The following is a 24,128-nucleotide window of genomic DNA, read 5'->3' as shown; positions in this document are numbered from 1 at the left end:
TCAGGGACGGCGCCAGACGACCTGCGTCGACAGGCCCGCGGACTCCCAGATGATCATCAGGATTCTGCCGTCCAGCTCCACCAGCGCCGTTGGCCAGGAGTCGATGCCGCGCGCCAGGAGACGCACCGTGCCGGTGGCCGCCAGCGAGCCGGCGCCTGGCTTCAGTTCGGTCAGTGTTTGCAGCGCCCTGGGGAAGTCCTCCGGCCACAGCTTCGCGTTCTGTTCCTGCGCGACGATGTCGATCGTCTGATCGCCCGACAGGACGAAGCCGTCTGTTCGCGACCACCATTCGACTGGCAGGACTTCCTCCAGCAGCGACTTCCCGGGTGTGGTGAGAATGCTGCCGTCCTGCGAGAGCGTGACACCGCTGAGCGCTCCGCCGCGGGATGGCGACACCCACAGCAGAGCCGAACCCGAGGAAACCACCGCGGGCTTCAGCGACGCCGTGAAAGAGATCGGCCCGATGCCATGCACATCCGGCGCCGACTGGCCGTCCAGTACCGCATAACGCAGATAACCCTGGCCGTCGCTGAACTCGCTCCAGGTCACGAGCGCGGCGCCGGAGCTGCGGCCCGTGGCGCTCAGGCCGCTGATGCTGTTCGCGGTGCTCTGGCCCTCGGTCAGCGTCGAGGCCGCAGCCAGTGCCCGGCCGGCGGCGTCGAACGGTTGGGCCCGCAGGCGGTACGTTCCGAAGGTGCCGCCGACCTGCTCCTCCCACACGACCCACAGGGTGTCGCGCGACACTGCGGCGCCGTACCACCAGGCACCGGCCAGGCGCGTCAGCGAGCCGGACACGAGGCGCACGCCGCTGCCGGCCGGCACGCCTTCGGCGTCGAATGCCTGCATCACGATGCCGGCGTCGTCGTGGGCGAGGGCCAGCACGCGCTCGCCCAGGCGCACCAGTTGTGCGTCGGAGTTCGGGAATCCGGCGACGTCGTGACCGGACAGCCACTGGCCCCGTGCGTCCAGCTTGTGCACCGTGACGCCGGCGTCCTGGCCCGCCTGGAGCATCGTCATCAGCAGCACGTGATCACCGAAACCGACGGCGGCGCGGAACTCCTGCACGCGCTGTCCGCCCGCCGTGGTCAGTGCGGTCTTAGCCATCGGGCCGAGGCCCTTGGCCACGCCGTCGAACACGACCAGTTCCTCAGTCGTCACATCGCGACCGGTTTCGGCGACGGACGACGGATAGTCGTCGACGCGCTTGACGATGCCGACGCCTTCGGCGTACCAGAGGTCGGTCGTCGCCGACACTACTTCGGTCTGCTGGCCGCTGTAGCTCAGCGTGTAGCGCACGGCCTGCGTCGTGCGCACGCGTACCGTCTTCACGCCCGGGGCGTGCACCAGATCGACCGTCTCGGTGCCGATGACGCGGCTGTAGATCGCGTAGTCGACCGCGTCGTTACGGCCATCACCATCGGCGTCGTAGCCGCTGTCCTTGCGGTGCAGGTCCAGCGTCGTGTACTGGTCGCCTACGCGCACCGGCGAGCGCAGTTCCAGGTAGCGCAGCGCGGTGGGTGGCTCGTAGGCGACCGCGAAACCGGAGATCGTCGCCACCTCGCCACCTGAGGCCGAGACGGCCTGCTCGCCGGTCCCGGTGTGGCCGATGTCGGTGGCGCTTTCGACCATCGTGCCGTCGCTCGCGCGGGCCTGGCTGACGACGTTCTGGTAGATGGTGGTCGGCATCGCGGCCCACTCGGCGGTGCCACGATAGGTCCAGCTGGCGCCGTCGGCGACGGGCCGCAGGAGAGTGGCGTCGGTGTACAGCGTGGCGCCTGGCGTGGGTGCTGTGGGGACGAGGCCCGAGCTCGGGGCCGGCTCCTCGCCACCGCCTCCGCCGCCTCCGCAGGCGCTCAAAACACAGGCCAAGGCCATGCCGACGGCCCGAAGCCGCAAGCTCCTCATGCAGACCATCGCTTCCTCCCTGGAGCGTTCTTGTCCCGCCAGGATAAGAGGCTCGGCGACCGGCGTCGTCCCGGGGATGCGGGGCGCTCAGGCTTTCAGGAACTCCGCCTTGCCGCCCAGCCAGCGCTGCACGTGCGCGCGTGCCGCCGCCGGATGCTCGCGCAGCAGCCTGGGCGCCAGTTCGCGCGCTCGCTCCAGCAGCGCGTCGTCCTCGGCCAGGTCGGCGAAACGCAGCAGCGCGTCGCCGCTCTGGCGCGAACCCATGAACTCGCCCGGGCCGCGGATGTCGAGGTCGCGGCGTGCGATCTCGAAGCCGTCGGTGGTCTCGGCCATCGCGCGCAGCCGCGCCTTGCCGGTGGCCGACAGCGGCGCGGTGTAGAGCAGCACGCAGACGCTGGCCACCGCGCCGCGGCCGACACGCCCGCGCAGCTGGTGCAGCTGCGCGAGGCCGAAACGTTCGGCGTGTTCGATCACCATCAGGCTGGCGTTGGGGACGTCGACACCGACCTCGATGACGGTGGTGGCCACCAGCAGCTGCAGCCGCCCGGCGGAGAACTCGGCCATCACCGCCGCCTTCTCGGCCGCCGGCAGCCGCCCGTGCAGCAGGCCGACGGCTACGCCCGGCAGCGCTTCGCTCAGCAGCGCGTGTGTCGCGGTCGCGTTCTGCAGGTCGATGTGCTCGCTTTCTTCGACCAGCGGGCAGACCCAGTAGACCTGGCGCCCGCGTGCCACCTCGTCGCGGATCTTCTCGACCACCTGCTCGCGCTTGTCGTCGGCGAAGACCTTGGTCACGACCGGCGTGCGCCCCGGCGGCAGCTCGTCGATGGTGCTGACGGCCAGGTCGGCGAAGTAGGTCATCGCCAGCGTGCGCGGGATCGGCGTGGCGCTCATCATCAACAGGTGCGGCTCCAGCGCCTGCAGCTCCAGCTTGCGCCGCAGCGCCAGGCGCTGGGCGACGCCGAAGCGGTGCTGCTCGTCGACCACCGCCAGCCCCAGGCGCGCGAAGACCACGTCCTCCTGGATCACCGCGTGCGTGCCGACGACCAGCGCCGCCTCGCCCGAGGCGATCAGCTCCAGCATCGCCTTGCGTTGTTTGCCCTTGCGGCTGCCGGTCAGCCAGGCGACCTGCAGCCCCAGCGGCAGCAGCCAGTCGACGAGCTTCTTGAAATGCTGCTCGGCCAGGATCTCGGTCGGCGCCATCAGCGCGCACTGCCAGCCCGAGCCGATCGCGGTGGCCGCCGCCAGCGCCGCGACCACCGTCTTGCCAGAGCCGACGTCGCCCTGCAGCAGCCGGTGCATCGGTTGCGCCAGCGCCAGGTCGGCGTCGATCTCGGCGACGACACGTTCCTGCGCCGCGGTCAGTGTGAACGGCAGCACCGTGCGCAGCCGCGCCGGCAGCTCGGTGTCGCGCAAGGCCGGCGCCGCCAGCCGCGCGCGTTCGATGCGCGCCTGCAGCTGCGACAGCTGCTGCGCCAGCAGCTCGTCGAACTTCAGCCGCTGCCAGGCGGGGTGGCTGTGGTCTTCCAGCGCGCCCATCGCGATGCCCGGCGGCGGGTGGTGCAGCAGCTGCAGCGCCTCGCGCAGCGGCGGCAGGCCCGGCGGCAGCGTGCCCGGCGGCAGCAGCTCGTCCAGCGGCGCCCGCGACAGGCCCGCGGCCACGGCCTTGCGCAGATAGGCCTGCGGCAGCTGGGCGCTGGCCGGGTAGACCGGCGTCAGCGACGCAGCCAGCGGCGTGTTCTCGTCCACACGCCTGACGGTCGGGTGCACCATCTCGCGGCCGAGGAAACCGACGCGCAGCTCGCCGCGTGCGCGGATGCGCGCACCGGGCGCCAGCTGCTTCTGCGTCGACGGGTAGAAGTGCAGGAAACGCAGCGTCAGCTCGCCGCTGGTGTCGGCCAGGCGCACGACGAGCTGGCGGCGGGACCGCTGCTCGACGTGGCTGTCGCGCACCACGCCCTCGACCTGGGCGCTGTCGCCGTCGTGCAGCGCGGCGATCGGCTCGACCCGGGTCTCGTCCTCGTAGCGCATCGGCAGGTGCAGCGCGAGGTCGATGTCGCGCAGCAGGCCCAGGCGTTCCAGCGCCCGCTGCGGGGCCGATTTGGTGCTCTGGCGTGCGGTTTCCGACATGGCGCGCGATTGTCGCCGCCGAGGGCATGGAACAATCGAGACCGTCGCGACTCCAGGCCGGTACAGCCTGCACGATGACTGATCTCACCCTCTCCGATTTCGATTTCCCGCTCCCGCCCGAGCTGATCGCCCAGCACCCGGCCCCCGAACGCAGCGCCTCGCGCCTGCTCGACGGCCGCGGCGCGCTGCCGGTGGACCGCGTCTTTCGCGAGCTGCCTCAGCTGCTGGCCCCGGGCGACCTGCTGGTCTTCAACGACACCCGCGTCATCAAGGCGCGCCTGCGCGGCGAAAAGCCCACCGGCGGCAGCGTCGAGGCGCTGGTCGAACGTGTGCTCGGCGGCCACGAGGTGCTGGCGCATCTGCGCGCCAGCAAGTCGCCGCGGCCGGGCACGACGGTGCGTTTCGCCGAAGCCTTCGACGCCGAGGTGCTGGGCCGCGACGGCCCCGACGGCTCGCTGTTCCACCTGCGCTTCCCCGAAGACCCCTTGGTGCTGCTCGAGCGCCACGGCCACGTGCCGCTGCCGCCCTACATCACGCACGAAGACGCGGCCGAGGACGTGGCGCGCTACCAGACGGTGTTCGCCGCACGCCCGGGCGCGGTGGCGGCGCCGACGGCGTCGCTGCACTTCGACGAGGCGCTGCTGGCGCTGCTGGAAGCACGCGGCGTGCGCCGCGCCGCGGTCACGCTGCACGTCGGCGCCGGCACCTTCCAGCCGGTGCGCGTGGAGAACCTGGACGAGCACAAGATGCACCAGGAGCGGTTCGAGGTCGATGCGGCCACGGTCGCGGCGATCGAGCAGACGCGGGCGCGCGGCGGCCGCATCGTCGCCGCCGGCACGACGACGCTGCGTGCGCTCGAATCGGCCGCGGCGGGCGGCACGCTCGTGCCGTCGTCGGGCGACACCGGCATCTTCATCCGCCCGGGCTTCGAGTTCCGCGTCGTCGACCGGCTGATCACGAACTTCCACCTGCCCAAGAGCACGCTGCTGATGCTGGTCAGCGCCTTCGCCGGCACCGACCACATCCGCGCGCTCTACCGCCACGCCGTCGAGGCACGCTACCGCTTCTTCAGCTACGGCGACGCGATGCTGCTCGACCGCAGCACCTGAACTTCCTGCCCATGCTCCGCTACGAACTGCTGAAGACCGAGGGCCATGCGCGCCGCGGTCGTATGACGCTGAACCACGGCGTCGTCGAGACGCCGATCTTCATGCCAGTGGGCACCTACGGCACCGTCAAGGGCGTGCTGCCGCGCTCGCTCGAGGAGGCCGGCGCCCAGATCATCCTCGGCAACACCTTCCACCTGTGGATGCGCCCGGGGCTGGACGTGCTGCAGGCCTTCGGTGGCCTGCACCGCTTCGAGGGCTGGCACAAGCCCATCCTCACCGACAGCGGCGGCTTCCAGGTCTGGAGCCTGGGCGAGATGCGCAAGATCAGCGAGGAAGGCGTCAAGTTCGCCTCGCCGGTGAACGGCGACAAGCTCTTCCTGACGCCTGAGACGAGCATGCAGATCCAGACGGTGCTCAACTCGGACATCGTCATGCAGTTCGACGAGTGCACGCCGTACGAGAGCAAGGGCCAGCTGACGACCGAGGCCCAGGCGCGCTCTTCGATGGAGCTGAGCCGGCGCTGGGCCCGACGCTGCGTCGCCGAGTTCAAGCGGCTGGAGAACCCGAACGCGCTCTTCGGCATCGTCCAGGGCGGCATGTTCGAGCACCTGCGCCAGGAGTCGCTGGACGCGCTGGTCGAGATGGACCTGCCGGGCTACGCGATCGGCGGCGTCAGCGTCGGCGAGCCCAAGGACGAGATGCTGCGCATCATGGCGCACACGCCGCACCGGCTGCCGGCGGCCAAGCCGCGCTACCTGATGGGCGTCGGCACGCCCGAGGACCTGGTCGAGGGCGTCGCCTGCGGCGTCGACATGTTCGACTGCGTGATGCCGACGCGCAATGCGCGCAACGGCCACCTGTTCACGCGTTTCGGCGACCTGAAGATCCGCAACGCCAAGCACCGCGCGTCGGAGCGCCCGCTCGACGAGACCTGCAGCTGCTACTGCTGCCGCAACTTCAGCCGCGCCTACCTGCACCACCTGGACCGCTGCGGCGAGATGCTGGGGCCCATGCTCGCCAGCATCCACAACATCCACTACTACCTGAACCTGATGCACGAAGTACGCGAAGCGCTGGACCAAGGGCGCTTCGAGGCTTTCCGCCTGCAGTTCAAGGCCGACCGCGCGCGCGGCATCGGCTGAAGCCATCCGGCCCCCTCTCCCGCTCGCGGGAGAGGGTTGGGGTGAGGGCCCGGCCGCGCCCTGTCAGCCGGCGACCGAGTGGCTCAGGGCCGCCCGAGCGCGACGCCCCAGCTCAGCTCGACCAGCGGCGCCGACAGCTCGCCGCGCAGCGAGCGGATGTAGCCCGCGCCCAGCTGCAGCCGGCCGTGGCGGCCGACGTCGGTGCCGACCCAGAGCTTGGGCTGGACGATGGCGCCGCCCTTGCTGTCGACGCCGCCGCCGCCGGCCGCGCCGGCCAGCGCCTCGGCGCCGACTCTCCAGCCCGTGGCCACCGGCCAGCGTGCGCCCAGGCCGACCAGGCCGACCGAATACGCGCCGGCGCCGCCGGTCACCGCACCGAAGGCCTGACCGGCGAGGTACCAGCGCTCGTCGAGTGCTCGGCTGATCTTCAGGCCGACGGTCTCGAGCCGGCGGCGGCTGCCGTCGCGGCGCTGGGCGTCGTAGCTCTGCGCCGCGAGCGCGAACTCGGTCTCGACTGCCGGCGTGCCGGCGCCCGGCGCGCCGAAGCTGCGGCCCAGCGACAGCATCGCGTAGTTGCTGTCCAGGTCGCCGCCGCTGAAGGCGTGCACGCGCCCGCCTTCGAGTTCGACCAGCCAGGGGCCGGCGAACTGCCAGCGCGCCAGCAGCGCCGCCTTGCCGATGATGCCGCCGCCGGTGGGCACGGCGCCGCCGCCGCCCAGGCCCAGCATCGCGCGGCCGCCCAGGCGCAGGCCCGGCAGCGGCGTCGGCCACAGCGCCGCCAGGCCGGCGCCGAACTCGGCATAACCGTCGCCGTCGCCCTGCACCGCGGCGCCGGCTTCGGCGCTGGCGATCCAGACCGGCCCGAGGTCGTGTTCGGCGCGCAGGCTGATCACGCCCAGCGAATCGGCGCCCGGCGCCGGTTCGGCGTAGCGGCCGCCGCCGAGCACGAGGCGGTCCACACGCAGCCAGGACTCGCCGGCACCGCGCCAGGCGCTGCCCGGCGTGCCGTGTTCGAAGCGGTCGTCGACGCTCAGCACCACGCCGAGCTGCGAGCTGCGGATGTCGCCGTTCGGGAACCGCACCTGCGAAGCCGAGACCCCCAGCGCCCAGCCATCGAAGCCGTAGAGCAGGTCGGCGTGCGGGCGCAGCATCAGCCCGCCGCCGACCGGCGCGTTGCCGCCGCCGCCACCGCCGACGTACAGGCCGCCGACGGCCTGCCAGCGCTCGCCGAAGCGCCAGAGCTTCTGTGCCTCGGCGCCCCAGGTGAACAGGCCGCCGCGCTGGCCGGTGGCGGAGCCGTACAGCGCCGGCCCGGCACGCCAGCCGGGCGCGAACTCGACGAGGTAGGCGATCTGCGCCAGCCCCATGTGTTCGCCGCCGGGCAGCTCGGTGCGCTCGAATCCGGCGACCAGCGCCGCCGGTGTCGTCTGCGTCGTCGGCGCGCTCTGCGCCTGTGCCATCGAAGCCGCCAGCGCCAGCGCGCCGGCGGCGGCGCCCAGGCGCCTCCTCCGTGTCGTTCTCATCGTGGGTATCAAGCGTGGGTCGATCGTTCGAGCGCGTGCTGGCCGTGGCCTTCGCCGAGCGTGCGTGCCAGCAGCGGCAGGCAGGGCGCGAGCGCCTCGTGCAGCGTGTGCGGCGGGTTAGCCACGAAGACGCTGGAGCCCAGCATGCCGAAGCCGCGCGTGTCGGCGTTCGCCACCGTCAGCCGCGCGTGCAGCCAGCCTTTTTTCGCGTGCGCGTCGGCGCTGGCCTTCAGGCGCTGCGGCAGCTGGCGCGACTCGAGCAGCTGCAGCTGCGGCAGCCAGATCACGACGACGGCGTCGGCGAAACGCTCCAGCGCCTCGCGCAACGCGCCCAGCGTGCGCGTGTAGTCGGTCTTGATCTCGTAAGGCGGGTCGATCAGCACGACGCCGCGGCGCGTGGGCGGCGGCAGCGTCGACTTCAGCGCCGCGAAACCGTCGCTCATCGCCACCTGCGCGCCCGGCACGTCCTCTACGAACGAGGCCAGGATGCGGTGGTCGGTCGGGTGCAGCTCGAACAGGCGCAGCTGGTCCTGCGGCCGCAGCAGCTGGCGTGCGATCGCCGGCGAGCCGGGGTACTGCTTGAGTGCGTTGCCGCCGTTGAAGGCGCGCACCTGGGCGACGTAGTCCGCCAGTGCCGGCGGCAGGTCGGGCGCGTCGTACAGGCGTTCGATGCCGGCGGCGTATTCGGCCTTCTGGCGCGCGTAGCGGCTCTCCAGCGAGTAGCCGCCAGCGCCGGCATGGGTGTCGACGACGCGAAAGCCTTTTTCTTTTTGCGCCATGTGGCGCAGCACCGCGACGAAGACGAGGTGCTTGAGGACGTCGGCATGGTTGCCGGCGTGAAATGCGTGTCGATAGGCGAGCATGGGGCGGGACTGTGCCACGGCCGGCCTGCAGCGGATGCTGCGCTGCAGTAATCTAGTCCGCATGAGCACCCTGTTCGACCCCATCCAGTACGGCGACATCGCCGCCGCCACCCGCATCGTCATGGCCCCGCTGACGCGCAACCGCGCCGGCGCCGGCCAGGTTCCCAACGAGTTGATGGTCGAGTACTACCGCCAGCGCGCCAACCCGGCCACCGGCGCCGGCCTGATCGTCACCGAGGCGGCGCAGATCTGCCCCGAGGGCCAGGGCTACCTCGACACGCCGGGGATCTATTCGCCCGAGCAGGTTGCGGCCTGGCGCCGCGTCACCGACGCGATCCATGCCGAAGGCGGCCGCGCCGTGATCCAGCTCTGGCACGTCGGCCGCATCTCGCACGTCTCGCTGCAGCCGGGCGGCGTGGCGCCGGTGTCCTCGACCGCGCGTGCGGCCAAGGCCAAGACCTTCACCGCCGAGGGCTTCGTCGACTGCTCGACGCCGCGCGCGCTGGGCAGCGACGAGATCCCCGGCGTCGTCGCCGCCTACGTGCACGCCGCGCGCAGCGCGATCGAAGCCGGTTTCGACGGCGTCGAGGTCCATGCCGCCAACGGCTACCTGATCGAGCAGTTCCTGCGCGACAGCATCAACGACCGCACCGATGCCTACGGCGGCTCGCCCGAGAACCGTGTGCGCCTGTTCGTCGAGGTGCTGACGGCGGTGGCCGGCGCGATCGGCGGCGGCCGCACCGGCGTGCGCATCTCGCCGGTGACGCCGGTCAACGACGCCGCCCAGGACAGCGACGCCCAGGCGCTGTACACGCTGGCGCTGGACCGCGTGGCCGGGCTCGGCCTGGCCTTCGTGCACGTCATCGAAGGCCAGACCGGCGGCGCGCGCGACGTCGCGCCCTTCGACTACGCGGCGCTGCGCCGGCACTTCGCCGGCCCGTGGATCGCCAACAACGGCTACACGCGGGAGCTGGCGCTCGAGGCCGTCTCGTCGGGCGCCGTCGACGCGGTGGCCTTCGGCCGGCCCTTCATCGCCAACCCCGACCTCGGCCTGCGCCTGCGCCGCGGTGCGGCGCTGAACCCGCTGAACGTGCCCAAGCTCTACGGCGGCGGCGCCGAGGGTTACACGGACTACCCGACGCTGGATGCCGCCGGCGCCTGAAGGCGCCGGTTCGACGGCACGGGCGCTGCGCATCGGCGCCACGCTCGTGCTGGCCGGCCTGGCGGCGCTGGGCTGCCGGGCCGTCCATCTGCCGCTGCCCTGGATGCTGGGGCCGCTGCTGGCGACGGCTGCGCTCGGCGTCGCCGGCGTGCCGGTGATGGCCTCGGTGCGGCTGCGCAACCTGGGCCTGGCGCTGATCGGTGTCGGGCTCGGGCTGCACTTCTCGCCGGACGTGGCGGCGCTGATCCTGCGCATCGCGCCGGCCATCGTGCTCGGCGTGCTCTGGGCGCTGCTGCTGGGTTATCTGTTCTACCGCATGCTGCACCGCCTGCACGGCGGTGACCGCGCGACCTGCTTCTACGCCGCCGCGATCGGCGGCGCCTCGGAGATGGCCTTGCTCGCCGAACGTGCCGGCGGCCGGGTCGACCGCGTCGCCGCGGCGCATTCGCTGCGTGTGCTGCTCGTCGTCACGCTGGTGCCGCTGACGCTGCAGGCTTTCGGCGTGCACGGGGACGAGGCCTCGGCAACGGCCGCGACGGCCGTGCGGCTGCCGGGGCTGGCGGCGCTGGCCGTCGGCGCCGCGGCGGGCGTCGTGCTGCTGCAGCGCCTGAAAGCGCCCAACCCCTGGGTGCTGGGGCCGCTGCTGGCGACCCTGCTGCCCTGCGCGGCAGGGCTGGAGCTGTCGGCGCTGCCGCCGGGAGCCAGCGCCTTCGGCCAGATGGCGCTCGGCGTCGCGCTGGGCACACGCTTCACGCCCGCGTTCGCGCAGGCGGCGCCGCGCTGGCTGGCCGCGGTGGCTGCGGGCACGCTCGCGATGCTCGTGGTTTCAGCCGGTTACGGCTGGCTGCTGGGCCGGGCGGCGGGCCTGCCGGCAGCGACGGCGGTGCTGGCGACGACACCCGGCGGCATCGCCGAGATGGCGATCACGGCCCAGGTGCTGCAGCTCGGCGTGCCGGTGGTGACGGCCTTCCAGGTCGTGCGCTACATCGCCGTGCTGACGCTGATGCCGGCGCTGTTCGCGCTCGAGCTGCGGCTCAGGCCCTGACGCGCGCGCGGAACAGCTCGCGGATGTTCACCTCGCGCGGGCCGGGCACGAGCTCGAAGTCCTGGCCGGCGCTGAGCGTGCCGGCTTCGATCACCGCGAGGTAGCTGCCGCAGAAGCCCGACTGCGCCATCAGCTTGGCCGCCTGCGGGAAGCCCATCACCGCGTTGAACTTGAAACACGGGAAACGCGGCTCGCTGACGGCGAGCACGCAGCCCGGGAACACGAGCCGGTCACCGACGTAGAGCCCGTCCTCGAGCACGCCTTCGAGCGTCAGGTTCTCGCCCATCGCGCCCGGTGGCAGCGAGTCGTCCCAGCCCGAGACCTTGGCCTGGGCGCGCACCGTGCGCCAGAACGCGTAGTGCTCGCTCGGATAGGCGTAGACCGCCTTGCTGAGCCCGCCGTGCACCGAGAGGTCGGCCTGCTCGTCGCCGGCCAGGCCCAGCGGCTGCACCTCGATCGGCCCGTCGACGGGGCGCTTGTCGATCGCGGTCAGCACGCGGCGTTGGCCGATCAGGATCTCGTGCGCCCGGGCGATGTTGACGCTGAGCAGCTTCATGTCGTTTGGGTCCGGCAGAGGTCGAAACACGGCATCGTTCTATTCGGAATTTGCATGACCTCTGCTGCCGTGTGGGGTACATGGCGATTACATTGTTCGCGCGAATTCTCGTACGCGCGGCGAAGTCGGGCGTTGGCGGTATCCGGTGAACCTCTCCCGGCGGGGGAGGCTGACCAGATTCCGCCTTTTTTGACTGTCTGAAGAAAACTGGAGTGTCCATGAACCGTCCCGCGATGGAAGGGCTGCAGCTGAACGTGCCCGAGTACGTCAAGCACAGCCGCCTGGTGGCCTGGGTGGCCGAGATCGCCGCGCTGACCGAAGCCGCCGACATCCACTGGTGCGACGGCTCCGAGGCCGAGTACGACGCCCTCTGCGCTCGCCTCGTCGCCGCGGGCACGATGCAGCGCCTGAACCCCGAGCTGCGCCCCAACAGCTACCTCGCCAAGAGCGACCCGAGCGACGTCGCCCGCGTCGAGGACCGCACCTTCATCTGCAGCGCGAAGAAGGAAGACGCCGGCCCGACGAACAACTGGATGGCCCCGGCCGAGATGCGCACGCTGCTGCAGACCGGCGACAAGGCGCTGTTCAAGGGCGCGATGAAGGGCCGCACGCTCTACGTGATCCCGTTCTCGATGGGCCCGCTGGGTTCGCACATCGCCCACATCGGCGTCGAGCTGAGCGACAGCGCCTACGTCGCGACCAACATGCGCCTGATGACGCGCATGGGCAAGGCCGTCTACGACGTGCTGGGCGCCGACGGCGAGTTCGTGCCCTGCGTGCACACGGTCGGCGCGCCGCTGGAGCCGGGCCAGCAGGACGTCGCCTGGCCTTGCAACAAGACCAAGTACATCGTGCACTACCCCGACACGCACGAGATCTGGAGCTACGGCTCGGGCTACGGCGGCAACGCGCTGCTGGGCAAGAAGTGTTTCGCGCTGCGCATCGCCTCGACGATGGGCCGCGAACAGGGCTGGCTGGCCGAGCACATGACGGTGCTGGGCGTCACCAACCCCGAAGGCCACAAGTTCCACATCGCCGCCGCCTTCCCCAGCGCCTGCGGCAAGACCAACTTCGCGATGCTGGTGCCGCCGGCCGGCTATGACGGCTGGAAGGTCACGACCATCGGCGACGACATCGCCTGGATCAAGCCGGGTGCCGATGGCCGCCTGTACGCGATCAACCCCGAGGCCGGCTACTTCGGCGTCGCCCCGGGCACGAACTACAAGACGAATCCGAACTGCATGGATTCGATCAAGGGCGACACCATCTTCACCAACGTCGCGCTGACCGACGAAGGCGACGTCTGGTGGGAAGGCATGACCGACACCCCGCCGGCGCACCTGATCGACTGGCAGGGCAAGGACTGGACGCCGGCGATCGCCAAGGAAACCGGCGCCAAGGCCGCGCACCCGAACGCACGCTTCACGGTGTCGTCGATCCACAACCCGGTGCTCGACCCGGACTACGACAACGCCGCCGGCGTGCCGATCGACGCCTTCGTCTTCGGCGGCCGCCGCTCCACGACCGTGCCGCTGGTGACCGAGGCGCGCAACTGGACCGAAGGCGTCTACATGGCCGCGACCATGGGCTCGGAGACGACCGCTGCCGCCGTCGGCGCGCAAGGTGTCGTGCGCCGCGACCCGTTCGCGATGCTGCCGTTCTGCGGCTACAACATGGCCGCGTACTTCCAGCACTGGCTGGACACCGGCGCCAAGCTGCAGGCCCAGGGCGCCAAGCTGCCGCGCATCTACTGCGTCAACTGGTTCCGCAAGGGCGCCGACGGCAAGTTCGTCTGGCCGGGCTACGGCGACAACATGCGTGTGCTGGAGTGGATGCTCAAGCGCGCCGAAGGCCACGGTGGCGAGCCGGTCGAGAACGTCTTCGGCCTCAGCCCGCGCTACGAAGACCTGCGCTGGGAAGGCCTGGCGTTCACGAAGGCGCAGTTCGACAGCGTCATCGGCGTCGACCCCGAAGCCTGGAAGCAGGAGCTCAAGCTGCACGCCGAGCTGTTCAAGCAGCTCGCCGCCGGCCTGCCGGCCGAACTGCCGGCGACGATGGCGCGCATCGAGGCCCGCCTCTCGGCCTGATAGTCCACTCGCGGCCGTGCCCGTCACGGCCCGTGCGAGACTGCAACGCCCGGCTTAGGCCGGGCGTTTTCTTTGGGCGCGCCACGATGAAGATCCAGCTGCTGTCGGACCTGCACCTCGAAAGCGAGAGCTTCGAGCCCGTTCCCGCGCCCGGCGCCGAGCTGCTGGTGCTGGGCGGCGACATCGACGCGACCTGGACGGCCTACGAACGGTTCGCCGGCTGGCCGGTGCCGGTGCTGGTCGTCGCCGGCAATCACGAGTTCGACGGCCGCGAGCTCGACCAAGCCTGGCCGGCACTGGCCGAAACCTGCGAGCGCCACGGCCTGAAACTGCTGGAGCGTGAGACGCTCGTCGTCGACGCCGCCGACGGACGCCGCATCCGCTTCGCCGGCACCGTGCGCTGGAACGACTTCGACCTCTTCGGCGCCGCCGAGCGCGAACGTTCTCAGCGCGCCGCCGCCTACTTCATGCGGCTGATGGACGCGCGCCGCGGCGGCCAGCCCTTCGACGTCCAGGCGGTGCGTGCCGAGGCGCTGGCCTGCCGTGCCTGGCTCGAGGCCGTGCTCGCCGAGCCGGCGCGCGGGCGCTGGGACGCGAGCGTCGTCGTCACCCATTTCGCGCCCAGCCTGAAGAGCGCCGACCCGCGCTACGGCCGCCAGCCGGCGACGGCCAGCTTCTGCAACGCCGACGACGACCTGATCACACGCGCCGACCTGTGGCTGCACGGCCACCTGCACTGCCGCCACGACTACCGTGTCGAGCGTGCCGGCGCGCGTGCGACGCGTGTCGTCTGCCAGGCACGCGGCCTGGCGAAGAAGGGCGAGCACGAGGGGCTCGATCCTTTCAAGCTGATCGAGATCTGAGCCCTGCCCTGGGGTGAAGCACGCCGGCTTGCCGCTGCGGTGCCACACTCGGAGCACCACAACGACCCTGGAGACTCAGCGCATGAAGATCCTCGCCGCCGTCGACGGCAGCCCGTTCACCAAGCGCATGCTGGCCTATCTCGCGGCCCACGACGACTGGTTCGGCGGCCAGCACCAGTACACCGTGGTCAACGCCGTCGGCGCCGTGCCGCCGCGCGCCGCCGCGGTGCTCGACAAGGCGGTGCTGAAGTCGCACTACGAGGAAGAGGCCGAGAAGGTCTTCAAGCCGATCCGCGCCTTCTTCGCCAAGCAGGGGTTGAAGGCCGACTTCGTCTACAAGGTCGGTGCGCCGGCCGACGTCGTCGTCGCGCTCGCCGAGAAGAACGAATACGACCTGGTCGTGCTCGGTTCGCACGGCCACGGCAGCCTCGCCAACCTGGTGCTCGGCTCGGTCGCGACCAAGGTGCTGGCGCGCTGCAAGACGCCGGCGCTGCTGATCCGCTGACGGCGCGGCGCCGGCTTCAGGCAGCCGGCGCGCGGCGCGGTCGCAGCCCGTTCATGCAGGTCGCGAGCACCCAGCCGACGATCTGCTCGTCGCTGTAGCGGCCGCCGGCTTTCAGGTAGGCCGGCACCGGGTCGCAGGCGCGCGCGAAGATCGTGTACAGCGCCGCCTCGGGCGGCAGCGCCGGGTCGATGTCGCCGTCGGCCTGGGCCTGCACGATCCACTCGCCGAGCCGGTCGCTGACTTCCATCAGCAGGTCCAGATAGGGTTTGCTCGCCATCAGCTCGGCACGCAGCGTCGAGTTCTGCGACGGCAGCGAAGGCATCTCGCCGGCCAGCTGCAGCTGCAGCGCCCAGCGTGTCACCGCTTCCAGGCGCCCGAACGCGGTCTCGGCCTGCTGGCTGTCGACGACGTTGCGCGCCTGTTCGAGCAGGCGCACCATCGCCGCGGCGGCCAGCGCCTCCTTCGACGGGAAGTGTTTGTAGAGGCTGGCCTTGGCGATGCCGACGTCGGCGGCCACCTCGTCCACCGTCATCAGGTCGAAACCCTTCTCGGCGAGCAAGCGGTTGACCGAGGCGACGATCGCGTCTTCGCGAACCCGCAGCACCTGTTCGCGAAACGACAGTCTGACCATGGCGAAATTCTATCGGTGCGCCGGGCCCGTCCCGGCGCACCGGGCGATGTTCAGACGGCGCTCGACGGTTCCGCCGCCGGTTGCGCGCTGAGCGCCGCGGCTTCGGCCCGCAGCGCGTGAGCTTCGGCTTCGGCCTGCAGCACGGCTTCCAGGCCGAAGCAGGTGCCCATGTCGCCGGCGTCGGGCACGTGGCGCGAGGCGCTCGGGCCGCGCCGGGCCAGCCGTCGCCACCAGGGGGTCTCGTGTCGCGTCGTCATGTTTGGTCTCCCATCGTGGTCTCCTGTTACCAGCATCGACTCAAGGCGACCGGGATGAAGTCGGGGTTCACCCGTGTTCGAGCGGCCGCGTGACGGAATGCACGGGACTTGGCGCAGCCGTGCCGCGGCTTACTACAATCCGCGCCCCTTCGGCGTCTGCGACCCCCCTCCCATGAGCTCCGCAACCGGCTTTGCCGCCATCGACTTCGGCACCTCCAATTCGGGCATTGCGCTGCCGGCAGGTGCCGACGGCGTGCGCCTGGTCGAACTCGAGCCCGGCCACCCGACGATGCCGACCGCAGTCTTCTACCAGCTCGACGAGAGGACACCGCAGGCCGAACCGCTGCGCCTGTACGGGCGCGCCGCGCTCGCCGCCTATGTCGAAGGCCACGACGGGCGCCTGATGCGCTCGATGAAGAGCCTGCTGGGCTCGTCGCTGCTGGAGCAGGCGACCGACCTCGGCGGCGGCCACTCGGTGCGTTATCTCGATGTCGTCGTCGGCTACCTGCGCCACCTGAAACGTGCCGCCGAAGCCGCGGCCGGCGCGCCGCTGCCGCATGTCGTGCTCGGCCGGCCGGTCTTCTTCGTCGACGACGACCCGGTGCGCGACGCCGCGGCTGCGGCGGCGCTGGAAGCCGCGGCGCGCGCCGCCGGTTTCGCCGACATCAGCTTCCAGTACGAACCGATCGCCGCCGCGCTGGACCACGAGCGCCACGTCACTGCCGAGGAACTGGTGCTGGTCGCCGACATCGGCGGCGGCACTTCCGACTTCTCGATCGTGCGTGTCGGCCCCGAGCGCCGCGGCCGCGCCGACCGGCGCGACGACATCCTCGCCAACCACGGCGTGCACGTCGCCGGCACCGACTTCGACCGCCGCGTCGAACTCGAGGCGCTGATGCCGCTGTTCGGCTACCGCAGCCTGGGCCCGTCCGAGGCCGGGCGTGCGCCGCGCGAGGTGCCCAGCCGCATCTACTTCGACCTCGCCACCTGGCACCTGATCAACACCGTCTACAACGCCGGCCGCGTCGCCGAGCTGCGCCGGCTGAAGAGCTGGTACGGCGACCCGGTGCACCACCGCCGGCTGCTTGCGGTCGTCGAGCACCATCTCGGGCATGCGCTGGCCTCGGATGCCGAACACGCCAAGATCGAGGTCGCCGTCAACGGCCGGGCGGAGGTCGACCTCGGGCTCGTCGAGTTCGGGCTGCAGACGGCGGTCGACGCGGCGCAGGTGGCCGCGGCGATCGAGGACGACCTGGAGCGCATCGTCGAAGGCTCACGCGAGACGCTGCGCCGCGCCGGGGTCGCCGCCGAGGCGGTGGGCACGCTGTACTTCACCGGCGGCTCGACCGGGCTGGACGCGCTGGTCGAACGCATCGCCGCCGCCTTCCCGGCGGCACGGCGCGTGCGCGGCGACCGCTTCGCGAGCGTCGCGCAGGGCCTGGGCCTGCACGCGCGCGCGGTATTCGGTTAACCCGGGCGGCGCTTGCCGGTCTTGCGCGCGGCCGGCGGCCGCGGCCGGGGCGCGGCGGCGCGCGGGCGCGAGACGTCGGCGATCAGCATCAGGCTGCGCACCAGGTCCTGCACCGCCTCGGCCAGGTCCTCGGCCGGCTCCAGCGTCTCGATGACGGCCAGCAGCGCCTCGGCGTCTTCCAGGTCGGCCGGGTCGAAGTGGCGGTACAGCAGCGCCAGCGGTTCGACGAGTTCCGGGTCCTCGAGGTTCATCAGCGCCGGGAACAGGTCCATCGCGGCGGCGAAGCCGGCGACCCAGGGCAGCACCGCGTCGGACGGCGGCGCGTCTTCCTCGAGCTCGAAGATCCAGGGGTCGAACCAGTCGCGCGCGCCGACGGCGCGTTCGATCTCGGCGTGGCGGCGTTGCACCAGCGCGTGCAGTTCGGTCTTCGGATAGGCGACGGGCAGTTCGCGGCCTTCGAAGTCGGTGATGTGGGGCAGCCACTTCGCCGGCGGCACGCTGCGCGGCTGCAGCACGATGCCGCAGAGGAAACCGTCGAGCGCGACGGCGTCCAGCGCTTCGAGCGGTTCGGGCACGCGGTCAAGCAGGGCTTGCAGCCGGGCGATGTCGGCGTCTTGGAGCGGGGAGGTATTCATCGTGGGGCCTTCCCCTTTGATGGGGATGGTCGGTCGATAGCGGCGCCGCTACATTCCGCGGCCTGAGGGAGTGGATTGTGGTGCACGCGCCTGCCGCTTCCAAGGATCCCAACGACGTCCTTTCCGAAGGACTTGCAGGGCCCGCCGGTTTGCCGGTGGGCCTTTTTTTTGCGCGGGCTCGTGCGGGCGGTCACCGGCGTGGCCTGCGAGCATCACCGGGCGAGCCTAGACTGTCAGCCATCCCCGACCCATTTCCCGTGCAGGAGACCCGCTTCATGGGCGCACCCGTTGCCTTCACCGCCACCGCCGACATCGGCCACTGGATCGCCGGTCAGCCCGCTGCCGGCTCCGGCGAACGTTCGCAGCCGGTCTTCAACCCGGCCACCGGCCGGGTCGCGCGGCGTGTGCGCCTGGCCGCGCCGGCCGACGTGGCCGCAGCGGTCGCTGCCGCCGTCGCCGCGCAGCCGGCCTGGGGCAACACGCCGCCGATCCGGCGCGCGCGCGTGCTGAACAAGTTCCTCGCGCTGCTCAATGAACACCGCGACACGCTGGCAGCGATGATCACCGCCGAACACGGCAAGGTCTTCACCGACGCCCAGGGCGAGGTCGCACGCGGCATCGACATCGTCGAGTTCGCCTGCGGCATCCCGCAGCTGTTGAAGGGCGACTACACCGACCAGGTCTCCACCGGCATCGACAACTGGACGCTGCGCCAGCCGCTGGGCGTGGTTGCCGGCATCACGCCGTTCAACTTTCCGGCGATGGTGCCGTGCTGGATGTTCCCGGTGGCGCTGGCCTGCGGCAACGCCTTCATCCTGAAGCCCAGCGAGCGCGACCCGAGCGCCAGCCTCTTCATGGCCGAGCTGCTGCAGCAGGCCGGCCTGCCCGACGGCGTTTTCTCGGTCGTGCAGGGCGACAAGGTCGCGGTCGACGCGCTGCTCGTGCACCCCGACGTCAAGGCCGTGTCCTTCGTCGGCTCGACGCCGATCGCGCAGTACATCTACGAGACCGGCGCGCGCCACGGCAAACGTGTGCAGGCGCTGGGTGGTGCCAAGAACCACATGGTCGTGATGCCCGACGCCGACATCGGCCAGGCGGTCGACGCCCTCGTCGGTGCCGGCTACGGCTCGGCCGGCGAGCGCTGCATGGCGATCTCGGTGGCGGTGCTGGTCGGCGACGTTGCCGACCGCCTGCTGCCGCTGCTGGCCGAACGCACGCGCACGCTGAAGATCAAGAACGGCATGGAGCTCGACGCCGAGATGGGCCCGATCGTCACGCGCGAGGCGCGCGACCGCATCGAGGGCTACATCGCCGCCGGCGTCGCCGAAGGCGCCGAACTCGTCGTCGACGGCCGCGGCTTGAGCGTGCCCGGCCACGAGGACGGCTTCTGGACCGGCGGCACGCTGTTCGACCACGTCACGCCGGCCATGCGCATCTACCGCGAGGAGATCTTCGGCCCGGTGCTGGCCTGCGTGCGCGTGCCCGATTTCGCCGCCGCGCTGGAACTGGTCAACGCGCACGAATACGGCAACGGCGTCGCCTGCTTCACCAGCGACGGTGGTGTCGCACGCGAGTTCACGCGCCGCGTCGAGGCCGGCATGGTCGGCATCAACGTGCCGCTGCCGGTGCCGATGGCCTGGCACGGCTTCGGCGGCTGGAAGAAGAGCCTGTTCGGCGACCTGCACGCCTACGGCGAAGAGGGCGTGCGCTTCTACACGCGGCAAAAGAGCGTGATGCAGCGCTGGCCGGCGAGCATCGCCAAGGGCGCCGAGTTCGTGATGCCGACGGCCAAATGAGCACCGGCGGCGATCCGCAGGCGCTGCGCGCCCGGCTCGCCGAGGTCACGCGCCTGGGTCAGGCGGGTGATCTGGCCCCGGCCCGGGAGCAGGCGCGTGCCGCCTTCCGCGACGCGATAGCCGCCGACGAGGCCGAGGTCGCAGTCGAGGCGGGGCTCGCCTGCTATGCGCTGGACCTCAAGCTCGGCGACCACGTCGCCATGCTCGAGGACGGCGCTCTGCTCAAGCCGCGGCTGCAGGCGCTGCCGGCGCGGCGGCGCGAATACGGCGACCTGCTGCGCCGCATCGTCATCTCGGCCTGCGAGCTGGCGCGTTTCGACGTCGCGCTGGCACATGCCAACGAGGCCTGCGAATCGGCCCGGCTGCACCCCGACGACCGCGAGCTGGCGCTGTCGCTGACCGCGCTCGGCGCCTGCTTCGAACGCATGGGCGACGCCTGGCAGGGCGAGCGCCTGATGAACGAGGCCTACGCAGCCGCGCAGCGGGTCGACGAGCCTTACGTGCGCATGGTCGTGCTGAACAACCTGTGTGCCGTCTGCATCGGCCGCTTCCACCGCCTGCGCGAGGTCGACGAGACCGACGCGCGGGCGTCGATCGAACGCGCGATCGCACATGCGCTGGCGGCGCAGGCGATGCTGCCGCTGATGCCCGACCCGCTGTTCGCGGTCTTTGTCGACGGCAACCTCGGCGAGGCGCTGCTCTATGCCGGCCTGCTCGACGAAGCCGCGGCGATGCTGCACGACGCGCTGGCGCGCAGCCGCAAGGGCGGCTACCACGCCCAGACCTGGCGCATCGCCTGTTCGATCGCCGAACTCGAACTCGCGCTCGGTCACCCAGAGCAGGCACTGGCCGAGCTCGAGGCGCTGCTGGACACCGTCGCCGCTGCCGAACAGCGTGCGACGCTGATCCGCCTGCATCAGGCGATCTACCGCGCCGCACGCACGCTCGGCGAAAACGAACGCGCGCTCGCTGCGCTCGAGGCCTACGAACGGCTGGAACGTGAACGTGCGACGCGCCAGCTGCGCGCGCAGTCGGAGCTTTTCGTCACGCGTGCCGAGACCGAACGGGTGCGTCAGGAGGCGCTGGCGGCGCGCGAGCGCGCGCAGCGTTTCCGCGACGAGGCGCGGCGCGACGCGCTCACCGGGCTGTCCAACCGGCGCGAACTCCAGGAGCAACTGCCGGCGCAGCTGCTGGTTGCGGCCACGCAGCTGCGGCCGGTGTCGCTGGCCGTCGTCGACCTCGACCACTTCAAGCGCATCAACGACCGCCATGGTCACGCACTCGGCGACCGCGTGCTGGTCGCCATCGCGCGCCTGCTGCGCGGCGGGCTGCGCCAGGCCGACGTGCTGGCGCGTGTCGGCGGCGAGGAGTTCGTCGTCGTGCTCTTCGACACCTCGCCCGAACTGGCGCACGAGGTGCTGGAGCGGCTGCGGCACTGCGTCGACGAGCACGACTGGGCCGAGCTGGCGCCCGGGCTGGCGGTGACGCTGTCGATCGGCCTGGCGCACGCCCCGAGCTACGAGCTCGACCCGCTGTTCGAACGTGCCGACCGCGCGCTCTACCGCGCCAAGGCCGAAGGCCGCAACCGCCTCGTCGTCGACGCGCCTGCCTAGAGCTTTTCGGTCTCGCCGCTGCGCGGCTGCCACTTCATCAGCCGGCGCTCGGCCAGGCCGACCACCGCGTCCAGCAGCAGCGCGAACAGCGTCAGCACCAGGATGCCGGCCATCACGGTGTTGATGTCGAAAGTGCCCTCGGCCTGCAGGATCAGGTAGCCCACGCCCTGGGCCGAACCCAGGTACTCGCCGACGACGGCGCCGACGAAGGCCATGCCGACGCTGGTGTGCAGGCTGCTGAAGACCCAGCTGGTCGCGCTCGGCAGGTAGACGTGGCGCAGCAGCTGGCGCCGGTTGGCACCGAGCATGCGGGCGTTCGCCAGCACCACCGGGCTCACCTCCTTGACGCCCTGGTAGACGTTGAAGAAGACGATGAAGAACACCAGCGTCACGCCGAGCGCGACCTTGGAGCCCACGCCCAGCCCGAACCAGACCGCGAAGATCGGCGCCAGGATGATGCGCGGCATCGAGTTCGCCGCCTTCACGTAAGGCTCCAGGATGGCCGAGGCCGTCGGCGCCAGCGCCAGCCACAGCCCCGTGCCCAGCCCGGCGGCGGCGCCGATGCCGAAGGCCAGCACCGTCTCCAGCAGCGTGACGCCCAGGTGGCGGTAGATGTCGGCGTCGGTGACGAACCAGGCCCAGACGCGGCCCAGCACCTTCAGCGGCTCGCCGAAGAAAAAGGCCGCCTGCTGCTCGTCGTCGAACATGAACGGCGGCACCAGGCCGGGCGTCGTCATCAGGTGCCAGAAGGCGAACAGCGCGAACAGCAGCGCCAGCTGCCAGGCCCGGAGCTGCAGGGTGCGGCCCATCACACCACCTCCAGCTGCTGCGCGTAACCCTTGAGCACCTCTGCGCGCAACACCGCCCAGATGGCGGCGTGCAGCTCGATGAAGTGCGGCGTGGTCTTGATCTCGGCGACGTCGCGCGGGCGCGGGATGTCGATCGTGAACTCGCCGATCGGCCGGCTGCCCGGGCCGGCGGACAGCACGACGACGCGGTCGCTCATCGCGATCGCCTCGTCCAGGTCGTGGGTGATGAACAGCACCGCCTTGCGTTTCTCGGCCCAGAGCGCGAGCAGCTCGTTTTCCATCAGCTGGCGCGTCTGGATGTCCAGGGCGCTGAAAGGCTCGTCCATCAGGATGATGTCGGGGTCCAGCGCCAGCGTCTGCGCCAGGCTGACGCGTTTTCTCATGCCGCCGGACAGCTGGTGCGGGTAACGGTCGCCGAAGTTGCCCAGGCCGACGCGGCGCAGCCAGGCCTGGGCGATCTCGGCGGCGCGCGGCTCGCCGCGGAACTCGAGCCCGGCCATGACGTTGCCGAGCGCGGTGCGCCAGGGCATCAGGCTTTCGGCCTGGAACATGTAGCCGGCGCGGCGGTTCAGGCCCTGCAGCGGCGCGCCGAAGACCTCGACCGTGCCGGAGCTCGGCAGCAGCAGCCCGGCGGCGACGTTGAGCAGCGTGCTCTTGCCGCAGCCGGTCGGGCCGACCACCGAGACGAACTCGCCGGCGCCGATGCTCAGGTCGACCTCGCGCACCGCGGTGTAGCGCTGGCCGGGGTCGTGGCGGCTCAGGAAGGTGCAGGAGACGCCGCGCAGGGCGAGCGCCGGCGCGCCGGCATCGGTTGTCTGGGTCATGGAGGGAGCGGGGCTGCGGGCGCCCCGGTGGGCGCGATCAGGCGCGCGGGTAACGGGTGTTGGCGCGTTTGGCGAAGTCGTTGGTCCAGGCGGCGGCGAGGTCGAACTTCGTGTTCTTCAGCGACGCGTCGATGCTCTGCAGCGCGCGCAGCGCGGTCGCGGCGCCGGCTTCGGGGATCGTGCCGTCGGGCGACAGCGCGCCCTTGGCGGCGAGGAAAGCGTCGACGTAGATCGCGCGGTCGCCGAGCTGGTAGCTCTCGGGCACGGCCTTGATGATGTCGCCGGCACCGGCGGCCTGGATCCACTTGTCGGCGCGCACGATCGCGTTCGCGAGCGCCTGCACCGTCGCCGGGTTCTTGTCGACGAAGGACTGCGGCGCGTACAGGCAGCCGGCGGGCATGGGGCCGCCGAAGAGCTTGTCGGACTCGGCGACGATGCGTGTGTCCGAGATGATGCGGATGTCGCCGCTGCGTTTGAGCAGCGAGATCACCGGGTCGAGGTTGGCGATGGCGTCGATCTGGCCCGAGCGCATCGCCGCGACCGCACCCTGGGTCGCGCCGACGCCGATGATGGACACCTCGCTGGGCTTGATGCCGGCGCGCGCGAGGAAGTAGTTGACCATCACGTTGGTCGACGAACCCGGCGCGGTGACGCCGATCTTGCGGCCCTTCAGGTCGGCCGGCCCGCGGTAGTTGGGCAGCGTCTTCGGGTTGATGCCCAGCACCACCTGCGGCGCACGCCCCTGCAGCACGAAGGCGCGCAGGCGCTGGCCCTTGGCCTGCATGTTGATCGTGTGCTCGAAGGCGCCCGAGACGACGTCGGCGCTGCCGCCGACGAGCGCACGCAGCGCCTGGGCGCCGCCGGCGAAATCGACGATCGAGACGTCCAGGCCCTCGGCCTTGAAGTAGCCCAGCTGCTCGGCCACCGTCAGCGGCAGGTAATACAGCAGGTTCTTGCCGCCGACGGCCAGCGTCAGCCGGGGCTTTTCCAGCGTCTGGGCGCGCAGCAGCGCCGGGGCGGCCAGCAGGGTCGCCCCGGCGGCGAGGAGGTGGCGTCGGGTGTTCATGCGTCGCACTCTAGCGCGGCGCGGCGGGCTCGCGCCGGGCCGGCGCCCGGCATCGAACACCGGCTGTCGCCCGCGCGGCAGGGCAGGGCCGTGCCGGATCGCAGGTCGCGGCCGCTGCCGGGGCCTGCGCTGGCACGGC

General features: G+C 71.3%; 21 protein-coding genes. 10 read left to right on the top strand and 11 right to left on the bottom strand.

Going from position 1 to position 24,128, the window contains the following annotated elements:
* Together CKO43_RS06195 and recG are read right to left on the bottom strand one after the other, a co-directional pair.
* Positions 1 to 1,686 carry a hypothetical protein gene (locus tag CKO43_RS06195; protein ID WP_200378162.1) on the bottom strand — a complete coding sequence of 562 codons (1,686 nt, stop codon included), beginning with the start codon at positions 1,684 to 1,686 and terminating at the stop codon, positions 1 to 3.
* 306 nt (positions 1,687 to 1,992) lie between these two features.
* Complete coding sequence (recG, locus tag CKO43_RS06190) at positions 1,993 to 4,032, bottom strand: ATP-dependent DNA helicase RecG (protein ID WP_200378161.1); 2,040 nt, start codon at positions 4,030 to 4,032, stop codon at positions 1,993 to 1,995.
* 74 nt (positions 4,033 to 4,106) lie between these two features.
* Here recG and queA point away from each other — a divergent pair, with 74 nt between their 5' ends.
* Together queA and tgt are read left to right on the top strand one after the other, a co-directional pair.
* Positions 4,107 to 5,141: a tRNA preQ1(34) S-adenosylmethionine ribosyltransferase-isomerase QueA gene (queA, locus tag CKO43_RS06185; protein ID WP_200226667.1), complete on the top strand. Its 1,035-nt coding sequence runs from the start codon at positions 4,107 to 4,109 to the stop codon at positions 5,139 to 5,141.
* Positions 5,142 to 5,152: 11 nt separating this feature from the next.
* Positions 5,153 to 6,283: a tRNA guanosine(34) transglycosylase Tgt gene (gene tgt, locus CKO43_RS06180; protein WP_200226669.1), complete on the top strand. Its 1,131-nt coding sequence runs from the start codon at positions 5,153 to 5,155 to the stop codon at positions 6,281 to 6,283.
* A gap of 83 nt (positions 6,284 to 6,366) precedes the next feature.
* Here tgt and CKO43_RS06175 read toward each other — a convergent pair whose 3' ends face one another.
* Both CKO43_RS06175 and CKO43_RS06170 read right to left on the bottom strand, forming a co-directional pair.
* The gene (locus CKO43_RS06175; protein ID WP_200226670.1) at positions 6,367 to 7,806 is read right to left on the bottom strand and encodes a hypothetical protein; all 1,440 of its coding nucleotides are present in this window, start codon (positions 7,804 to 7,806) and stop codon (positions 6,367 to 6,369) included.
* Between the two features lie 8 nt (positions 7,807 to 7,814).
* Entirely contained in the window at positions 7,815 to 8,669 is an 855-nt protein-coding gene (locus CKO43_RS06170; protein WP_200226671.1) for a 23S rRNA (adenine(2030)-N(6))-methyltransferase RlmJ, read from the bottom strand.
* A gap of 61 nt (positions 8,670 to 8,730) precedes the next feature.
* On the opposite strand from CKO43_RS06170, the gene CKO43_RS06165 reads away from it, so the two are divergent.
* On the top strand, positions 8,731 to 9,831 hold the full coding sequence (locus CKO43_RS06165) for an alkene reductase (protein WP_200378160.1): 1,101 nt from the start codon (positions 8,731 to 8,733) through the stop codon (positions 9,829 to 9,831).
* Positions 9,815 to 10,876, top strand: coding sequence for an AbrB family transcriptional regulator (locus CKO43_RS06160; RefSeq protein ID WP_200378159.1), 1,062 nt, complete (start codon positions 9,815 to 9,817; stop codon positions 10,874 to 10,876). The genes CKO43_RS06165 and CKO43_RS06160 overlap by 17 nt, the downstream gene beginning before the upstream one ends.
* Here CKO43_RS06160 and CKO43_RS06155 read toward each other — a convergent pair.
* Complete coding sequence (locus CKO43_RS06155; RefSeq protein ID WP_200226675.1) at positions 10,866 to 11,432, bottom strand: MOSC domain-containing protein; 567 nt, start codon at positions 11,430 to 11,432, stop codon at positions 10,866 to 10,868. The genes CKO43_RS06160 and CKO43_RS06155 overlap by 11 nt on opposite strands.
* A gap of 218 nt (positions 11,433 to 11,650) precedes the next feature.
* Here CKO43_RS06155 and CKO43_RS06150 point away from each other — a divergent pair, with 218 nt between their 5' ends.
* The 3 genes from CKO43_RS06150 to CKO43_RS06140 all read left to right on the top strand — a co-directional run bounded on the left by CKO43_RS06150 (position 11,651) and on the right by CKO43_RS06140 (position 14,887).
* Positions 11,651 to 13,519 (top strand): phosphoenolpyruvate carboxykinase (GTP), encoded by a 1,869-nt coding sequence (locus tag CKO43_RS06150; protein WP_200226676.1) that lies wholly within the window; start codon positions 11,651 to 11,653, stop codon positions 13,517 to 13,519.
* 86 nt (positions 13,520 to 13,605) lie between these two features.
* Positions 13,606 to 14,382, top strand: a complete 777-nt coding sequence (locus tag CKO43_RS06145) for a metallophosphoesterase (RefSeq protein ID WP_200226677.1) — start codon at positions 13,606 to 13,608, stop codon at positions 14,380 to 14,382.
* A gap of 82 nt (positions 14,383 to 14,464) precedes the next feature.
* On the top strand, positions 14,465 to 14,887 hold the full coding sequence (locus CKO43_RS06140) for a universal stress protein (protein ID WP_200226678.1): 423 nt from the start codon (positions 14,465 to 14,467) through the stop codon (positions 14,885 to 14,887).
* Between the two features lie 16 nt (positions 14,888 to 14,903).
* Here the strand turns inward: CKO43_RS06140 and CKO43_RS06135 are convergent, their stop codons facing one another.
* The gene (locus CKO43_RS06135; RefSeq protein ID WP_200226679.1) at positions 14,904 to 15,518 is read right to left on the bottom strand and encodes a TetR/AcrR family transcriptional regulator; all 615 of its coding nucleotides are present in this window, start codon (positions 15,516 to 15,518) and stop codon (positions 14,904 to 14,906) included.
* Between the two features lie 50 nt (positions 15,519 to 15,568).
* Positions 15,569 to 15,775, bottom strand: coding sequence for a hypothetical protein (locus CKO43_RS06130; protein WP_200226681.1), 207 nt, complete (start codon positions 15,773 to 15,775; stop codon positions 15,569 to 15,571).
* Between the two features lie 172 nt (positions 15,776 to 15,947).
* Here CKO43_RS06130 and CKO43_RS06125 point away from each other — a divergent pair, with 172 nt between their 5' ends.
* Positions 15,948 to 17,246, top strand: a complete 1,299-nt coding sequence (locus tag CKO43_RS06125; RefSeq protein WP_200226682.1) for an Hsp70 family protein — start codon at positions 15,948 to 15,950, stop codon at positions 17,244 to 17,246.
* Here the strand turns inward: CKO43_RS06125 and CKO43_RS06120 are convergent.
* Positions 17,243 to 17,881, bottom strand: a complete 639-nt coding sequence (locus CKO43_RS06120) for a YecA/YgfB family protein (protein ID WP_200378158.1) — start codon at positions 17,879 to 17,881, stop codon at positions 17,243 to 17,245. The two genes, CKO43_RS06125 and CKO43_RS06120, sit on opposite strands and share 4 nt — an antisense overlap.
* A gap of 275 nt (positions 17,882 to 18,156) precedes the next feature.
* Here CKO43_RS06120 and CKO43_RS06115 point away from each other — a divergent pair, with 275 nt between their 5' ends.
* Positions 18,157 to 19,677 (top strand): CoA-acylating methylmalonate-semialdehyde dehydrogenase, encoded by a 1,521-nt coding sequence (locus tag CKO43_RS06115; RefSeq protein WP_200226684.1) that lies wholly within the window; start codon positions 18,157 to 18,159, stop codon positions 19,675 to 19,677.
* Positions 19,674 to 21,290 (top strand): GGDEF domain-containing protein, encoded by a 1,617-nt coding sequence (locus CKO43_RS06110; protein ID WP_200378157.1) that lies wholly within the window; start codon positions 19,674 to 19,676, stop codon positions 21,288 to 21,290. Before CKO43_RS06115 ends, CKO43_RS06110 begins: the two co-directional genes overlap by 4 nt.
* Here the strand turns inward: CKO43_RS06110 and CKO43_RS06105 are convergent.
* From CKO43_RS06105 to CKO43_RS06095, 3 genes are all read right to left on the bottom strand, one after another.
* Positions 21,287 to 22,027 carry an ABC transporter permease gene (locus CKO43_RS06105; protein WP_242481074.1) on the bottom strand — a complete coding sequence of 247 codons (741 nt, stop codon included), beginning with the start codon at positions 22,025 to 22,027 and terminating at the stop codon, positions 21,287 to 21,289. The two genes, CKO43_RS06110 and CKO43_RS06105, sit on opposite strands and share 4 nt — an antisense overlap.
* Before the next feature lie 71 nt (positions 22,028 to 22,098).
* Positions 22,099 to 22,923: an ABC transporter ATP-binding protein gene (locus tag CKO43_RS06100; RefSeq protein ID WP_200378155.1), complete on the bottom strand. Its 825-nt coding sequence runs from the start codon at positions 22,921 to 22,923 to the stop codon at positions 22,099 to 22,101.
* Positions 22,924 to 22,960: 37 nt separating this feature from the next.
* Complete coding sequence (locus CKO43_RS06095; protein ID WP_200378154.1) at positions 22,961 to 23,989, bottom strand: ABC transporter substrate-binding protein; 1,029 nt, start codon at positions 23,987 to 23,989, stop codon at positions 22,961 to 22,963.
* Positions 23,990 to 24,128 lie beyond the last annotated feature (139 nt).

Origin of the sequence: Rubrivivax gelatinosus (assembly GCF_016583785.1) — a bacterium.
In the GTDB taxonomy this organism is placed as follows: domain Bacteria; phylum Pseudomonadota; class Gammaproteobacteria; order Burkholderiales; family Burkholderiaceae_C; genus Rubrivivax; species Rubrivivax gelatinosus_B.
Note: the sequence above shows the minus strand (reverse complement) of the source record. Positions and strands in the feature narration are given on the sequence as shown.

Coding starts and splice junctions, on each gene's coding strand:
- queA (WP_200226667.1), top strand. CDS start 4,107: ATGACTGATCTCACCCTCTCCGATTTCGATTTCCCGCTCCCGCCCGAG.
- CKO43_RS06120 (WP_200378158.1), bottom strand. CDS start 17,881: ATGAATACCTCCCCGCTCCAAGACGCCGACATCGCCCGGCTGCAAGCC.
- tgt (WP_200226669.1), top strand. CDS start 5,153: ATGCTCCGCTACGAACTGCTGAAGACCGAGGGCCATGCGCGCCGCGGT.
- CKO43_RS06115 (WP_200226684.1), top strand. CDS start 18,157: ATGGGCGCACCCGTTGCCTTCACCGCCACCGCCGACATCGGCCACTGG.
- CKO43_RS06130 (WP_200226681.1), bottom strand. CDS start 15,775: ATGACGACGCGACACGAGACCCCCTGGTGGCGACGGCTGGCCCGGCGC.
- CKO43_RS06145 (WP_200226677.1), top strand. CDS start 13,606: ATGAAGATCCAGCTGCTGTCGGACCTGCACCTCGAAAGCGAGAGCTTC.
- CKO43_RS06140 (WP_200226678.1), top strand. CDS start 14,465: ATGAAGATCCTCGCCGCCGTCGACGGCAGCCCGTTCACCAAGCGCATG.
- recG (WP_200378161.1), bottom strand. CDS start 4,032: ATGTCGGAAACCGCACGCCAGAGCACCAAATCGGCCCCGCAGCGGGCG.
- CKO43_RS06095 (WP_200378154.1), bottom strand. CDS start 23,989: ATGAACACCCGACGCCACCTCCTCGCCGCCGGGGCGACCCTGCTGGCC.
- CKO43_RS06195 (WP_200378162.1), bottom strand. CDS start 1,686: ATGCCGACCACCATCTACCAGAACGTCGTCAGCCAGGCCCGCGCGAGC.
- CKO43_RS06150 (WP_200226676.1), top strand. CDS start 11,651: ATGAACCGTCCCGCGATGGAAGGGCTGCAGCTGAACGTGCCCGAGTAC.
- CKO43_RS06100 (WP_200378155.1), bottom strand. CDS start 22,923: ATGACCCAGACAACCGATGCCGGCGCGCCGGCGCTCGCCCTGCGCGGC.
- CKO43_RS06165 (WP_200378160.1), top strand. CDS start 8,731: ATGAGCACCCTGTTCGACCCCATCCAGTACGGCGACATCGCCGCCGCC.
- CKO43_RS06110 (WP_200378157.1), top strand. CDS start 19,674: ATGAGCACCGGCGGCGATCCGCAGGCGCTGCGCGCCCGGCTCGCCGAG.
- CKO43_RS06170 (WP_200226671.1), bottom strand. CDS start 8,669: ATGCTCGCCTATCGACACGCATTTCACGCCGGCAACCATGCCGACGTC.
- CKO43_RS06175 (WP_200226670.1), bottom strand. CDS start 7,806: ATGAGAACGACACGGAGGAGGCGCCTGGGCGCCGCCGCCGGCGCGCTG.
- CKO43_RS06135 (WP_200226679.1), bottom strand. CDS start 15,518: ATGGTCAGACTGTCGTTTCGCGAACAGGTGCTGCGGGTTCGCGAAGAC.
- CKO43_RS06125 (WP_200226682.1), top strand. CDS start 15,948: ATGAGCTCCGCAACCGGCTTTGCCGCCATCGACTTCGGCACCTCCAAT.
- CKO43_RS06155 (WP_200226675.1), bottom strand. CDS start 11,432: ATGAAGCTGCTCAGCGTCAACATCGCCCGGGCGCACGAGATCCTGATC.
- CKO43_RS06105 (WP_242481074.1), bottom strand. CDS start 22,027: ATGACGACGCCCGGCCTGGTGCCGCCGTTCATGTTCGACGACGAGCAG.
- CKO43_RS06160 (WP_200378159.1), top strand. CDS start 9,815: ATGCCGCCGGCGCCTGAAGGCGCCGGTTCGACGGCACGGGCGCTGCGC.